This is a genomic window from Achromobacter sp. MUI-25009338, assembly GCF_057359325.1.
In genome coordinates this window covers 3535989-3550040 of record NZ_CM170627.1, presented here as the reverse complement: position 1 = coordinate 3550040, position 14052 = coordinate 3535989, and the positions used below count along the sequence as shown (strand labels likewise).

General features: G+C 70.6%; 14 protein-coding genes. 1 reads left to right on the top strand and 13 read right to left on the bottom strand.

Features of this window, described 5'->3' with window-relative positions:
• Positions 1-16: 16 nt before the first annotated feature.
• Complete coding sequence (locus AC1IQ6_RS16825) at positions 17-3205, top strand: molybdopterin dinucleotide binding domain-containing protein (protein WP_485864985.1); 3189 nt, start codon at positions 17-19, stop codon at positions 3203-3205.
• Positions 3206-3207: 2 nt separating this feature from the next.
• On the opposite strand, the gene ccmI is transcribed toward AC1IQ6_RS16825, so the two are convergent.
• The 13 genes from ccmI to AC1IQ6_RS16760 are packed head-to-tail and all read right to left on the bottom strand — an operon-like array spanning position 3208 to position 14035.
• Complete coding sequence (gene ccmI / locus AC1IQ6_RS16820; protein WP_485864984.1) at positions 3208-4440, bottom strand: c-type cytochrome biogenesis protein CcmI; 1233 nt, start codon at positions 4438-4440, stop codon at positions 3208-3210.
• Positions 4437-4901: a cytochrome c-type biogenesis protein gene (locus tag AC1IQ6_RS16815; protein WP_111825418.1), complete on the bottom strand. Its 465-nt coding sequence runs from the start codon at positions 4899-4901 to the stop codon at positions 4437-4439. The genes ccmI and AC1IQ6_RS16815 overlap by 4 nt, the downstream gene beginning before the upstream one ends.
• Positions 4898-5419, bottom strand: coding sequence for a DsbE family thiol:disulfide interchange protein (locus AC1IQ6_RS16810; RefSeq protein ID WP_102771512.1), 522 nt, complete (start codon positions 5417-5419; stop codon positions 4898-4900). Before AC1IQ6_RS16810 ends, AC1IQ6_RS16815 begins: the two co-directional genes overlap by 4 nt.
• On the bottom strand, positions 5419-7416 hold the full coding sequence (locus AC1IQ6_RS16805) for a heme lyase CcmF/NrfE family subunit (protein WP_485864983.1): 1998 nt from the start codon (positions 7414-7416) through the stop codon (positions 5419-5421). The genes AC1IQ6_RS16810 and AC1IQ6_RS16805 overlap by 1 nt, the downstream gene beginning before the upstream one ends.
• Positions 7413-7868, bottom strand: a complete 456-nt coding sequence (gene ccmE / locus AC1IQ6_RS16800) for a cytochrome c maturation protein CcmE (protein WP_102771510.1) — start codon at positions 7866-7868, stop codon at positions 7413-7415. The genes AC1IQ6_RS16805 and ccmE overlap by 4 nt, the downstream gene beginning before the upstream one ends.
• A complete protein-coding gene (gene ccmD, locus AC1IQ6_RS16795; protein WP_102771509.1) occupies positions 7865-8029 on the bottom strand; it encodes a heme exporter protein CcmD in 165 nt (54 codons plus the stop codon). Before ccmD ends, ccmE begins: the two co-directional genes overlap by 4 nt.
• Positions 8026-8793, bottom strand: coding sequence for a heme ABC transporter permease CcmC (gene ccmC / locus AC1IQ6_RS16790; protein ID WP_102771508.1), 768 nt, complete (start codon positions 8791-8793; stop codon positions 8026-8028). The genes ccmD and ccmC overlap by 4 nt, the downstream gene beginning before the upstream one ends.
• A 4-nt stretch (positions 8794-8797) precedes the next feature.
• The gene (gene ccmB, locus AC1IQ6_RS16785) at positions 8798-9463 is read right to left on the bottom strand and encodes a heme exporter protein CcmB (RefSeq protein WP_102771507.1); all 666 of its coding nucleotides are present in this window, start codon (positions 9461-9463) and stop codon (positions 8798-8800) included.
• On the bottom strand, positions 9429-10103 hold the full coding sequence (gene ccmA / locus AC1IQ6_RS16780; RefSeq protein WP_102771506.1) for a heme ABC exporter ATP-binding protein CcmA: 675 nt from the start codon (positions 10101-10103) through the stop codon (positions 9429-9431). Before ccmA ends, ccmB begins: the two co-directional genes overlap by 35 nt.
• Entirely contained in the window at positions 10090-10725 is a 636-nt protein-coding gene (locus AC1IQ6_RS16775; protein ID WP_479730023.1) for a cytochrome c3 family protein, read from the bottom strand. Before AC1IQ6_RS16775 ends, ccmA begins: the two co-directional genes overlap by 14 nt.
• Positions 10726-10741: 16 nt before the next feature.
• Entirely contained in the window at positions 10742-11218 is a 477-nt protein-coding gene (locus AC1IQ6_RS16770; protein ID WP_102771504.1) for a nitrate reductase cytochrome c-type subunit, read from the bottom strand.
• Positions 11219-11238: 20 nt separating this feature from the next.
• On the bottom strand, positions 11239-13734 hold the full coding sequence (gene napA / locus AC1IQ6_RS16765; RefSeq protein WP_485864982.1) for a periplasmic nitrate reductase subunit alpha: 2496 nt from the start codon (positions 13732-13734) through the stop codon (positions 11239-11241).
• Positions 13718-14035: a chaperone NapD gene (locus AC1IQ6_RS16760; RefSeq protein WP_485864981.1), complete on the bottom strand. Its 318-nt coding sequence runs from the start codon at positions 14033-14035 to the stop codon at positions 13718-13720. The genes napA and AC1IQ6_RS16760 overlap by 17 nt, the downstream gene beginning before the upstream one ends.
• Between the last annotated feature and the right edge of the window lie 17 nt (positions 14036-14052).

Sequence of the window (14052 nt, the reverse complement as noted above, 5' to 3'; positions counted from 1 at the left end):
CCTGGAAGACGAAGCAATGGACAAGCAACACAAAGACGACAAGCCTGGCGCAGCGCCGGAGCAGCCGCGCGACGAAGCGCGGCGCAAACTGATGGTGCGCGGCGGCCTGGTCGCCGGCGGCATGGCGGCCTTCGCGGCCGGCTACGGCGAAACCGTGGCGCGCGCGGTCAAGGGACTGGCGCAGGGCACGGCCGGCGCGCCCACGGCGCACGCCGTGCGCGGCAATTCGCTGACCCCGGAGTTCCGCATCGACCCGCTGACCGGCGCGCTGAGCGCCCAGCCGGGCCAGACCGTCAGCCCTTCCAGCTGCCTGGGCTGCTGGACCCAGTGCGGCGTGCGGCTGCGCGTCGACACCGAGCAAAACCGCATCCTGCGGGTGGCGGGCAACCCCTACCATCCGCTGGCCACCACCCAGCCGGCCGCGATGGAGACGCCGGTGCGCGACGTCTACGCGCAGCTGGGCGGCGACAACGGACTGGAAGGGCGGGCCACTTCCTGCGCGCGCGGCTCGTCCATGCTGGAGCAGCTGGAAAGCCCCTACCGCGTGTTGCAGCCGCTCAAGCGGGTCGGCCCGCGCGGCGCGGGCAAGTGGCAGACCATCTCCTTCGAGCAGCTGGTGCAGGAGGTCTGCGAAGGCGGCGACCTGTTCGGCGAAGGCCATGTGGACGGGCTGCGCGCCATCTACGACCGCGAGACGCCGCTGGACCCGCAGAACCCGGAATACGGCGCCAAGGTCAACCAGCTCCTGTTCACCGATGCCGGCAACGAAGGCCGCACGCCGCTGATCCAGCGCTTCGCCGCGCAATCGTTCGGCACGGTCAACGTCAGCAATCACGGCTCGTACTGCGGCCAGAGCTTCCGCGTGGGCGCGGGCGCCGCGCTCGGCGACCTGAAGGGCATGCCGCATGGCAAGCCGGACTGGGACCACGCCCGCTTCGGCCTGTTCATCGGCACCTCGCCGGCGCAGGCCGGCAACCCGTTCCAGCGCCAGGCGCGGCAGCTGGCCGAGGCTCGCGTGCGTCCGGAAGAAAGCGGCTTCTCGTATGTGGTCGTGTCGCCCATGCTGCCCGCGTCCTCCAGCCTGTCGGCCGGAACGGGCAACGAGTGGCTGCCGGTCAACCCGGCCGGCGACCTGGCGCTGGTGATGGGCATGATCCGCTGGATGCTGGAGCACGAACGCTTCGACGCCCGCATGCTGTCGCAGCCCGGCCCGGCCGCCATGCAGGCCGCCGGCGAGGCGGCCTGGACCAATGCCACCCACCTGGTCGTGGCCGAAGCAGGCCATCCGCGCCAGGGCAGTTTCCTGCGCGGCGCCGACCTGGGCTGGCCGCGTCCGGCCGACGCCGGCGAGAAGTGGGAAGACGTGTACGTGGTGCGCCTGGAGGACGGCACGCTGGCGCCGCACACCTCGGCCGTGCCGGCCGCGCTGTTCGTGGACCAGGCCGTGGCCGCGCCCGGCATGCAGGGCGCGCCGCAGTCGCTGCGCGTGCGCTCCTCGCTGTCGCTGCTGCGCGAGGAAGCGCGCCGCAAGACGCTGGACGAGTATGCCGAACTGAGCGGCGTGCCGGCCGCGAAGATCGCTGCGCTGGCCGAGCGCTTCACCAGCTACGGCAAGCGCGCCGTGGCCGACGCGCACGGCGGCACCATGAGCGGCGCGGGCTTCTACACCGCGTACGCCATCGCCATGCTCAACACGCTGGTGGGCAACCTGAACGTGGAGGGCGGCCTGCTGCTGGACGGCGGCCCGTTCCCGCCCTACGGCCCGGGGCCGCGCTACAACATCGCCGGCTTCGCCAACCGCGCCGCGCCCAAGGGCGTGCCGCTGTCGCGCAACCGCTTCCCGTACGAGAAGTCCAGCGAATTCAAGCGCAAGCAGGCCGCCGGCCAGCCCGTCTATCCGGCCGAAGCGCCCTGGTATCCGGCCACTGGCGGGCTCAGCTCCGAGATGCTGGCCTCCGCGCTGGCGGGCTATCCGTACCGCGCCAAGGTCTGGTTCAACCACATGGGCAACCCGGTCTACGGCGTCGCCGGCTTCCGCAACGTCGTGGCCGACAAGCTGAAAGACCCGCGCCTGCTGCCGCTGTCGGTGTCGATCAATCCCTTCATCAACGAAACCAACGCGCTGGCCGACTATATCGTGCCCGACACCGTGACCTACGAAAGCTGGGGCGTGTCGGCGCCGTGGGCCGACGTGGTGGCCAAGGCCTCCACCGTGCGCTGGCCGGCCGTGCAGCCGCGCGTGGCGCGTACGGCCGCCGGCGAGCCGGTGTGCCTGGAGACCTTCCTGATCGCCTGCGCCAAGCGGCTGGACATGCCGGGCTTCGGCGCCGGCGCGATCTCGGACAAGGAGGGCGGCAAGTATGCGCTGGACACGCCCGAGGACTTCTTCCTGCGCGGCATGGCCAATATCGCGTTCGCCGCGGGCCGCCCGGTGCCCGAGGCCAGCGACGAAGACATGGCGCTGACCGGCGTGGACCGCTACAAGGACCTGCTGCAGCAAAAGCTCAAGCCGGGCGAGTGGCGCCAGGTCGCGATGCTGATGAGCCGCGGCGGCCGCTTCGACAAGATGGAGGACGCCTGGGTCGGCGAGGGCGCCGCGCGCCGCCTGCGCGCGGCCTATGCCAAGCCGCTGACGGTCTGGAGCGAGGAGCTGGCGGGCTTTCGCCATTCGCTCACCGGCGAGCGCTACAGCGGCTGTCCGACTTGGTATCCGACGCGCCTGGCCGACGGCCGCGACATGCGCGCCGAATACGGCAGGCAGGAATGGCCGTTCCTGCTCAGCTCGTTCAAGTCCAACCTGATGAGCTCCATGTCCATCGGCGTGAGCCGCCTGCGCCAGGTGCATCCGCACAACCCGGTGTCGATCAACCGCCAGGACGGCGAGCGCCTGGGCCTGCGCAACGGCGATCCGGTGCGCATCGTGACGCCGGGTGGCGCGGTCACCGGGCTGGCGCTGCTACGCGACGGCATCCAGCCGGGCGCGGTCGGCATCGAGCACGGCTACGGCCATACCGAGCTGGGCGTGCGCGCGCATATCGTGGACGGCAAGCCCATGCCGCACGATCCGGCGCTGAGCGCGGGCGTGAACCTGAACGACCTGGGCTTCGGCGACGCCACGCGCGGCGCGCACGCCAACGTCTGGATCGACTGGGTCTCGGGCGCGGCGGTGCGCCAGGGCCTGCCGGCCCGCATCGAGCGCGCCTGACGCTAGCGCACGACGGTATCGGCCACCAGGTCGACGCCGTCGCTGGGCACGGCCACGCCGGCCAGCGCGCCGCCCAGGTCTCCGGGCCGGGCGGCCGCCGCGCCCGCGCGGCTTACCCGGATCTCCACGCGCACCTTGCTGGCGCCCGACAGGGTCGCCTGCGGCGACATCGCGCTGCTGTCGTCGAGCACGAAATCGCGCGGCAGGTCGGAGACCTGCATCTGCAGGATCGCCAGCGGCATGCGCGGGCCGTCCTCCGGCCGCGCCAGGATGAATACGGTATCGGTGGGCTGGACCTGCGCGCGCAGCGCATCGGCGATGCGGGCGCGTCCGCTGATGCGGGCCGTGGCCTTGGCTGCGGTGGCCGCGTTCGGCGGCGGCGAACCCGTCGCCATGGCGCGCGCCTGCGCGATATTCGATTGGATCTGGCGCGCCGCTTCCGAGTCGGGCGGCAGCCGCGCCTGCAGGCGCTCCCAGTGCGCCAGCGCCTCGGCCGCGTCGCCGCGGCGCAGCGCCATCATGCCGGCCAAGGCCAGGGCCTTGGGCTGGTCGGGCTGGGCCGCCAGGGCCTGCGCGACGGCGGCGATCGATTCGGCGTCGGGCGCGCCCTGGTTGGCCGACAGCAGCGCGTCGGCCAGGTCGGCCAGCACCGCCGGCTGGTCCGGCGCCAGGCGCAGCACCTGCCGGTAGGCGGCCACCGCGTCGCTGTAGCGTCCCAGGGTTTCGTAAGAGCGCGCCAGCACATACCAGCCGTCGGGGTCGTCGGGGGCGGACCGCAGGCGCCGGGCCAGCGCGTTGATCGCCATCGCCATATCGTCGTTGGAGGCGCCCGCGTGCGGCTCGGCGGCGGCCACGACCGCGGCCGCGCTGGCCGCCGCGCGCGGATTGCCCAGCTGGCCGTAAAGCAGCACCGCCGCCACCGGAATCAGCACGCTCAGCAGGCAGGCGGCGGCCACGCCGGCGCGCTGGCCGGCCCACGGCGCGGCCCGGCTGCGGCGCAGCGCCAGGTCCTGCAGCAGGTCGCGCTGCAGTTCCTCTTCGGCGCGGGCCCGGGCCTCGGGGCTGAGGCTGCCGTTCTTCAGGTCGCGCTCCAGCTGCTCGCGCTGCGCCAGGTAAAAGGCGCGCACACTGGCCTCGGCGGCCTGCGCCGCCGGCGCGCGGCGCAGCAGCGGCGGGATCAGGCAGAGCAGGGTCGCCAGCAGCAGCACGAGCACGGCAATCCAGAGCGCGGTCATGAGCCGGTGTCCAGGAAACGGGCGGCGCGTTCGCGCTCGTCGGCGGTCAGCGGCGCGCGCGCGCCGGCGCGCCGCCTGAGCGTGCGCAGCAGCACGGCGAAGCCCAGCGCCAGCAGCGCGAACGGGCCCAGCCACAACAGCCAGGTGATCGGCTTGAACGGCGGGTCGTAGCGCACGAAGTCGCCGTAGCGCTCCTCGAAGAAACGCATGATCTGCGCATCGGTCCTGCCGGCGGCCAGCTGGCCGCGGATCAGGTCGCGCATGTCCTGCGCCAGCGGCGCGTTGGATTCGGCCAGGGTCTGGTTCTGGCACACCAGGCAGCGCAGGCCGTGCGCCAGCTTGTCGGCGCGCTGCTCCTGTTCGGCCGACAGCGCCGGCGCGGCCGCCGCCGGGGCCTGGACCTGGGCCTGCGCCTGCGCCAGGACCAGCGCCAGCGCCGCGAGCATGGCCGCCGCCTTCATTGCAGCGCCTCGATCACGGGCAGCATGCGGGCGCTCCAGATCTCGGGCGTGATGAGGCCGAGCTGCCTGTAGCGGATGCGTCCTTGCTTGTCGATCACGAAAGTCTCCGGCACGCCGTACACGCCGTACTCGATGCCGATGCGGCCGTCGGCGTCGCTGGCCGAGGCGATGTACGGGTTGCCGTTGCGCGCCAGCCAGGCGGTGGCGTCGTCCGGCTTGTCCTTGTAGTTCAGGCCGTACAGGGGGATGCCGTGGCGCTGCGAGACCTCGCGCAGCACCGGCAGTTCGTCGCGGCAGGGGCCGCACCACGACGCCCACACGTTCAGCAGCCAGACCTGCCCGCGCAGCGCCTGCACGTCCAGTTTCCGGTCCGGCGCCAGCAGCACCGGCAGGCCGATGGCCGGGGCCGGCTTGTCTATCAGGACCGAGGGCACCGCGCGCGGATCGCGCGACAGCCCCATCGCCAGGAACACGGCCATCGCCAGGAAAGCGGCCAGCGGCAGCAGGTAACGCAGCATCAGGCGCCCTCCCGGGTGGGCGCGGCCACCGGCGCGGGCATGCGCGCCTGCGCCTCCAGCGCGCGGCGGTAGCGCTTGTCGCCGGCCGCCAGCAGCCCGCCCAGCGCCATCAGGATGCAGCCCGACCAGATCCAGGTCATGAAAGGCTTGACCTGCAGGCGCACCGTCCAGGCCTGATCGCCCACCGGTTCGCCCAGCGCCACGAACAGGTCGCGGGTAAAGCCGCTGTCGATGTCGGCCTGGCTGAGCGCCATGTCCTGCACGGTGTAGAGACGCTTTTCCGGATAGAGCGTGGTCACCGGCCTGCCGTCGCGCGTCACCGTGAAGACCGCGCGCTGCGCGCTGTAGTTGGGGCCGGCGGCCGGCCCCAGGCCGGCGAAGGTGAAGCGGTAGCCGCCGGCCTCGCGCGTCTCGCCCAGCGCCAGCCGCAATTCCTGCTTGACCTCGTAGCCGTTGGCCAGCGTGACGCCGGCGATGAATATGCCCACGCCGGCGTGGGCCAGCAGCATGCCATACCAGGCGCGCGGCTGGCGGCCCAGACGGCGCAGCCAGTCGCCGTCGCCGTCGGTCAGGCGCTGCCAGGCATGGGCGGCGGCGCTGGCCACCGACCATGCCGCCAGCCACAGCCCCAGTATCACCATGGGCGAGCCCAGCCGCGCCGGGCCGGGCATGGCCAGCGGCAGCAGCACGGCGGTGGCCACGCTGACGGCGAAGGCCGCGCGCAGGCGCCGGCCCAGGTCCGGCAGTTCCGCCTGCTTCCAGCGCGCCACCGGCCCCACGCCCATGAGGAAGATGGCCGGCGTCATCAGCGGCACGAACACGGCCTCGAAGTAGGGCGGGCCGATGGAGATCTTGCCCCACTCCAGCACGTCCAGCACCACTGGATACAGCGTGCCCAGCAGCACCGAGCCGGCCGCCACCGTCAGCACCACGTTGTTCGACAGCAGCAGCGATTCGCGCGACAGCAGGGCGAAGCCGCCGCCCAGGCCCACCGTGGGCGCGCGCCAGGCATACAGCGTCAGCGAGCCGCCCACGATCAGGGTCATGAACCCGAGTATGTACAGGCCGCGGCCCGGGTCGACCGCGAAGGCGTGAACCGAGGTCAGCACGCCCGAGCGCACCAGGAAGGTGCCCAGGATGCTGAGCGAGAAGGCGCAGATGGCCAGCAGCACCGTCCAGCTGCGGAAGGCGCCGCGGCGCTCGGTCACGATCAGCGAATGGATCAGGGCGGTGCCGGCCAGCCAGGGCATGAACGAGGCGTTTTCCACCGGGTCCCAGAACCACCAGCCGCCCCAGCCCAGCACGTAGTAGGCCCAGGCGCTGCCCAGCAGAATGCCTACGGTCAGGAAGGTCCAGGCCGCCAGCGTCCACGGCCGCACCCAGCGCGCCCACATCGCGTCCAGCTCGCCGGACAGCAGCGCCGCGATGGCGAAGGCGAAGGCCACGGAAAAGCCGACATAACCCATGTACAGCATGGGCGGATGCACGATCATGCCCGGGTCCTGCAGCAGCGGATTCAGGTCGCGCCCGGACATGGCCGGCGGCATCAGGCGTTCGAACGGATTGGACAGGAATAGCAGGAACAGCAGAAAGCCCACGCTGATCCAGCCCATCACGGCCAGCACCCGTCCCACGAAAGGCAGCGGCAGCCGGCGGCTGCACAAGGCCACCGCCAGCGTCCAGGCGGTCAGCAGGTACAGCCACAGCAGCAGCGATCCCTCGTGCCCGCCCCAAACCGCCGCGAACCGGTAGCCGGCGGGCAGGTCGGCATGGGAATTGGCGGCCACGTACAGCACCGAGAAATCGTTGTCCACGAAGGCCCAGGCCAGGCAGCAGAAGGCCACCGTGGTCAGGCCGAACTGCCCGACGGCGGCCGGTCGCGCCACCCGCAGCCCGGCCTGCCAGCCGGTGGCCGCGCCCACCAGCGGCAGTATGCCCTGGGCCAGCGCCGTCAGCAGCGCCAGGATCAGGCTGAACAGGCCGATCTCCGGAATCATTGCGCCTCCCGCATCAGATGGGCGGGCGCGGCGCCGGCGCGCTTGATGGCGTCGGCCGCTTCGGGCGGCATGTAGTTCTCGTCGTGCTTGGCCAGCACCTCGGTGGCGCGGAACACGCCGTCGGCGCCGAGCTTGCCGGCCACCACCACGCCCTTGCCCTCGCGGAACAGGTCCGGCAGCAGCCCCTGGTAGCTCACCGGCACGGTGTGCGCGGTGTCCGTCACCACGAAGCTCAGCGTCAGGCCATCGGCCTCGCGCCGCAGCGACCCCTGTTCGACCAGGCCGCCCACGCGGAAGCTGCCGCTGGCCGGCGCTTCCCTGGCCACCACCTGGGTCGGGCTGAAGAAGAACACCAGGTTCGATTGCAGCGCATTGAGCACCAGCGCGGCGGCCAGGGCCAGCAGCCCCAGGCCGCCGGCGATCGCCAGGGCGCGGCGCTTGCGCGGGCTCATGGGCGGCCTCCGCCGGGTTGCGCCTGCCGCGCCGCGCGCCGGGCGCGGGCGCGGCGCCACAGCACGAACGCTTCGACGCCGATCAGCGCCAGCGTCACGCCGTAGGCGCCCAGCAGGTAAGGGCCGTGGCCCTGCATCGAGAACAGCGCGTCCCAGCTCATCGCGCCTCCCGCGCGGCGCGCCCGATGGCGGCCGGCTCGCGCTCGGCGATGATGCCGCGCACGCGCGCCAGCCCGGCCGCCGCGCTGTAGAGCCAGAACGCGGCCACCATCAGCAGCATCGCGGTGACCATGATGCCGGCCATGCTGGGCGCGGCGGTCAGGTTGATGGAAGCGCCCTGGTGCAGGGTGTTCCACCAGCGCACCGAGAAATAGATGATGGGCACGTTGATCACGCCGGCCAGCAGCAGGATGGCGCCGCCGCGGTCGGCGCGCTGGGCGTCGTCGCAGGCGGCCTGCAGCGCCATGAAGCCCAGGTACAGGAACAGCAGGATCAGCTCGGACGTGAGGCGCGCGTCCCAGACCCACCACGTGCCCCAGGTCGGCTTGCCCCACAGCGCGCCGGTCCACAGCGTCAGGAAGGTGAAGAGCGCGCCGGTGGGCGCCAGCGCCCGCATCATCATGAACGACAGGCGGGTGTTGAAGACCAGGCCCAGCGCCGCGTACAGCGCCATCACCAGGTACAGGAACATGGACATCCAGGCCGCCGCCACGTGGATGAACAGGATGCGGTAGACCTCGCCCTGCTGGCTGTCGGTGGGGGCCACGGCCAGGCCCACGACCAGCCCGGCGCCGCCCAGCAGCGCCGCGGCCAGCGCCAGCCACGGAATCAGCCGTCCGGCCAGTGGGTAGAACAGCGCCGGCGAGGCGTAGCGCAGCCAGGACGCGCCGGCGGCGGGATATGAGTTGAGGGGCGGATTCTGCATGGCGTCAGTCCAGCGCCACGCGCAGCGCCGCCGAGGCGCTCCAGGGGCACAGCAGTATGGCCAGGCACAGGCCCGCGCCCAGCAGCGACAGCTGCGGGCCGGCGCCCATGCCGTCATGGGCGGCCGACACCGCGCCGGCGCCGAAGATCAGCACCGGCACGTACAGGGGCAGCACCAGCAGGGGCAGCAGCGCGCCGCCGCGCAGGCCCAGCGTCAGCGCCGCGCCCAGTCCGCCCACCAGCGCCAGCGTGGGCGTGCCCAGCAGCAGCGACAGCGCCAGGATGCCGATGGCCTGTGGCGGCAGGCCGAACTGCAGGGCCAGTACCGGGCTGGCCAGGATCAGCGGCAGGCAGCTGCTGAACCAGTGCGCGGCCAGCTTGGCGCCCACCAGCAGCGGCAGCGGATGCGGCGACACCAGCAGCTGTTCCAGCGCGCCGTTCTCGTAATCCTGCGCGAAGGGACGGTTCAGGGTCAGCAGCACGCCGAGCAGCGCGCAGACCCACAGCACGCCCGGCCCGATGGCCGCCAGCAGCGCCGGGTCGGGTCCTACCGCCAGCGGGAACATCGAGCCCGCCACGACGAAAAACAGGGTGGCGCCCAGCGTATCCGCCGGCCGTCTCCAGGCCTGCCGGATCTCACGTAACGCCAACTGCGACAGCGTGCCCAGCATCCGCGTAGTCATCCATGTCCAGGGTTTGGGTTTGCGCCGCGGCCGTGCCCGGCTCGCGGTGCGAGGCCACCACGGCCGCGCCGCCGGCGGCCAGATGGGCTTGCAGCGCGGCGTGCAGCTGCGCCAGGCTGGGCGCGTCCAGGCCGGCGTCGGGCTCGTCCAGCAGCCACAGCGGCTTGGCGCCCAGCACGATGGCCGCGAGCGCCAGCCGCCGGCTCTGCCCCTGGGACAGGCGCCGGGCGGGCACGTCGGCGCAGCGCTCCAGGCGCCAGCCGCGCAGGGTCTCGGCAATGCGCGGCGCCGCCTGCGGCGTGCCGGCGACGTGCAGCGCGTAGCGCAGGTTCTCGGCCGCGGTCAGTTCGGCGCACAGGCCATTGCCATGCGCCAGGAACGCCATGCCGGCGTGGTACGCCGGCAGGTCGCGGCGCGCGTCGGCGCCACGCCACAGCACGCTGCCGGCCTGCGGGCGCAGCAGCCCGGCCAGGGTGCGCAGCAGGCTGGTCTTGCCGCTGCCGTTGGCGCCGCGCACGTGCAGCAGCTGGCCGGCGTACAGCTCGAAATCCACCGGCGCCGCGCCGCCGCGGCGGCCGACCAGGCCGCGCGCGCCCAGCATGGGCGGCGGCGCGTCAGCGGGACGCACGCGCGACCTCTTTGCCCGCCTCCGGGGCGGCCCCCATCGAAGCGCCGCCCGGCCCCATGTTGGGCAACTGGTGGGCGATGCCCTTGTGGCAGTCGATGCAGGTCTTGCTCTTGTCGGCCAGATAGGTGGAATGCATGTTCTGCGCGCGCACGCTCTGGCGCGTGAAGTCCATGTAGTCGTAGTTGTGGCAGTTGCGGCATTCCAGCGAATCGTTGGCCTTGAAGCGCGCCCATTCGTGCTGCGCCAGTTCGAGCCGCTTGTCGACGAACTTCTCGCGCGTGTCGATGGTGCCGAAGATCTTGCCCCACACCTCCTTGGAGGCCTGCATCTTGCGCGCGATCTTGTCGGTCCAGTTGTGCGGGACGTGGCAGTCCGAGCACAGCGCCCGCACGCCCGAGCGGTTGGTGAAGTGGATGGTGCCCTTGAGCTCGGCGTATACGTTGTCGCGCATCTCGTGGCAGCCGGTGCAGAACTTCTCGGTGTTGGTGAGCTCCATGGCGGTGTTGAAGGCGCCCCAGAACAGGATGCCGCCGATGAACCCGCCCACCGTCAGGAAGCCCAGGCTGAAATGCACGCTGGGCCGGCGGACGATGTTCCAGTAGCGCTTGATGAGTTTGACCATGGCAGCCTCCCGCGCCTTACTTCTTGTCGGACGCCGGAGCCGTCAGGCGCTTGAGGATCACGTCTATGTCCTGGTAGGTGTTGCTCACCAGCGGCTTGGCCTCGGCCTGCGGAACATGGCATTGCACACAGAAGTAGCGGCGCGGCGACACCTCGGCCAGCACGTTGCTGTCGCGGTCCATGTAGTGGGTCACGCTCAGCGGCGGCGCCTGGGTCTCCTCGGTGTTGACGCGCGCGTGACAGGCCAGGCAGCGGTTGAAGTTCTTGTCGATCTGGTAGCCGTCGATCTTGTGCGGGATGGTGGGCGGCTGCATCGAATACGTGCGCATCCGCTTGATGTCCTTGTTCTCGATCGGGCTGATGAGCGGCGGATCGGTCTCCTGGGCGACCGGCGTCGGCCCGCGCATCGGGTCTTCCAGTTCCAGCGGCGGCGCGGCCCAGGCGGCGGTGGCGAGGACGGCGCACAAGGTGAGGGTGAGGGCGCGTAGCTTCATGGCTGTCTCCGGTTCGCCTTTCAGACCTTGACGATCTTGACCGCGCACTTCTTGAAGTCGGTCTGGAACGAGATGGGGTCGGTGGCGTCCAGCGTGACCTTGTTGATCAGCTGGCTGGCGTCGAACCAGGGCACGAACACCAGGCCGCGCGGCGGCTTGTCGCGTCCGCGGGTCTCCAGGCGCGTGCGCATCTTGCCGCGGCGCGACACGATCTCGACCTCGACGCCGCGGCGCAGGCCCATCTCCTGGGCGTCGTCCGGATGCATGAAACAGACCGCGTTGGGAAAGGCCTTGTACAGCTCCGGCACGCGCCGCGTCATGGAGCCGGAATGCCAGTGCTCCAGCACCCGCCCGGTCGACAGCCAGAACGGATATTCCTTGTCGGGCGACTCCGCCGGCGGCTCATAGGGCAGGGCATAGATCACCGCGCGGCCGTCCGGATTGCCGTAGAACTCGAAGCCGGCGCCCGGCTTCACATAGGGGTCGCTGCCTTCGCGGTAGCGCCACAGGGTCTCCTTGCCCTTGACCACGGGCCAGCGCAGCCCGCGCACTTCGTGATAGGTGTCGAACGGCGCCAGGTCGTGGCCATGGCCGCGGCCGAATTCGGCGTATTCCTCGAACAGGCCCTTCTGCACATAGAAGCCGAAGGCGTCCGACTCCTGGTTGGCGTAGTCCTTGGCGCGCTCGGTGTTGGGGTAGCGGTTGACCTTGCCATTGGCGAACAGCACGTCGAACAGCGTCTTGTCGCGGTACTCGGGCTTCTTGGCCAGCAGGTCGGCGGGCCAGACCTCCTCGACCTTGAAGCGCTTGGAGAACTCCATCAGCTGCCACAGGTCGGAGCGCGCCTGGCCGGGCGCGTTGACCAGCTGGTGCCAGAACTGGGTGCGGCGCTCGGCGTTGCCATAGGCGCCTTCCTTCTCGACCCACATGGCCGCCGGCAGGATCAGGTCGGCGGAGATGGTCGTGACCGTGGGGTAGGCGTCCGACACCACGATGAAGTTCTCGGGGTTGCGGTAGCCCGGCAGGCCTTCGTTCATCAGGTTGGCGGCGGCCTGCATATTGTTGTTGACCATCACCCAGTAGGCGTTGATCTGGCCGTCCTTGAGCATGCGGTTCTGCAGCACCGCGTGCGCGCCCACCTTGCTGGGTATGGTGCCGTCGGGCAGCTGCCACAGTGCTTCGGCATGGGCCCGATGCTTGGGATTGGTCACCACCAGGTCGGCCGGCAGGCGGTGCGAGAAGGTGCCCACCTCGCGCGCCGTGCCACAGGCCGAGGGCTGGCCGGTCAGCGAGAACGGGCTGTTGCCCGGCGTGGAGATCTTGCCGGTCAGCAGGTGGATGTTGTAGACCATGTTGTTGGCCCACACGCCGCGCGTATGCTGGTTGAAGCCCATGGTCCAGAACGAGGTCACGCGCACCTTGGGATCGGCATAGAGCTCGGCCAGGTCCTGCAGCTGCTTCTTGGGCACGCCGCTCAGCTTGGAGGTGTAGTCCAGGTCGTACTTGGAGACGAACTTGGCGAATTCCTCGAAGGTGATGGGGTGCGAGCCACCGGCCTTGTCGGCGTTCTTGGCGGCTTTCTGCAGCGGATGGTCGGGGCGCAGCCCGTAGCCGATGTCCGCGTTGCCCTGGTGGAACACCGTGTGCTTGTCGACGAAGTCCCGGTTCACCCGCTTGGTCTCGATGATGTAGTTGGCGATGTAGTTCAGGATCGCCAGGTCGGTCTGCGGGGTGAAGGTCAGCGTCAGGTCGGCCAGCTCGTACGAGCGGTGCTCGAAGGTGGAGAGCACCGCCACCTTGGTCTTGGGCGCGGACAGGCGGCGGTCGGTGACGCGGGTCCACAGGATGGGGTGCATCTCCGCCATGTTCGAGCCCCACAGCACGAAGGCGTCGGCGTTCTCGATGTCGTCGTAGCAGCCCATGGGCTCGTCGGCGCCGAAGGTGCGCATGAAGCCCACCGCGGCCGAGGCCATGCAGTGGCGCGCGTTCGGGTCCAGGTTGTTGGAGCGAAAGCCCGCCTTCATCAGCTTGAGCGCGGCATAGCCTTCCCAGACGGTCCATTGCCCCGAGCCGAACATGCCCACGGCCTCCGGGCCTTTCTCCTTGAGCACGCGCTTGAACTGTTCGGCCATCACGTCGAAGGCCTGGTCCCAGGACACCGGCGCGAACTCGCCATCCTTGGCGTACTTGCCGTCCTTCATGCGCAACAGCGGCTGGGTCAGCCGGTCGTTGCCGTACATGATCTTGGACAGGAAGTAGCCCTTGACGCAGTTCAGGCCCTTGTTGACCTCGGCGTTGAAATCGCCGTGCGTGGCCACGACCTGGTTGTCCTTCACGGCGACGTTCACGCCGCAGCCGGTCCCGCAGAACCTACAGGGCGCCTTGGACCACTTGAGCTTGGCGGCCTCGGATTCGGTGACGATGTTCTGCGTGTAGCCGACGATGGGAATGCCGGCGACGGTGGCGGCCGCCGCGGCGGCGGATTGCTTGATGAAGTCCCTACGAGCCATTGCCATCGTCAATCTCCTCGTTCATCGCGTCCAGCGTGTCGGAATGCTGGTAGACCAGCGCCGAGGCCAGCACGCCATCGAGGCGCTGGATTTCCGATATCCGCGCCATCATGTCGTCGGTGGAGGGAGCTTCCAGCGTGACCACCAGTTTCCCGGTATCGGAAGCGGCATGGATTTCCGCGCTGGCGATCCCGAGGATCGCGGCACGGACTTCGTTGATGCGCGGGGGCGCCGCGTGCACCACCATGCTGGCGATATGCAGCTCTGGCGGCGCCGCAGGGGGCGCTGAATGGGGGAGCGCGGACATGGGAGCGGTGCCGTCGC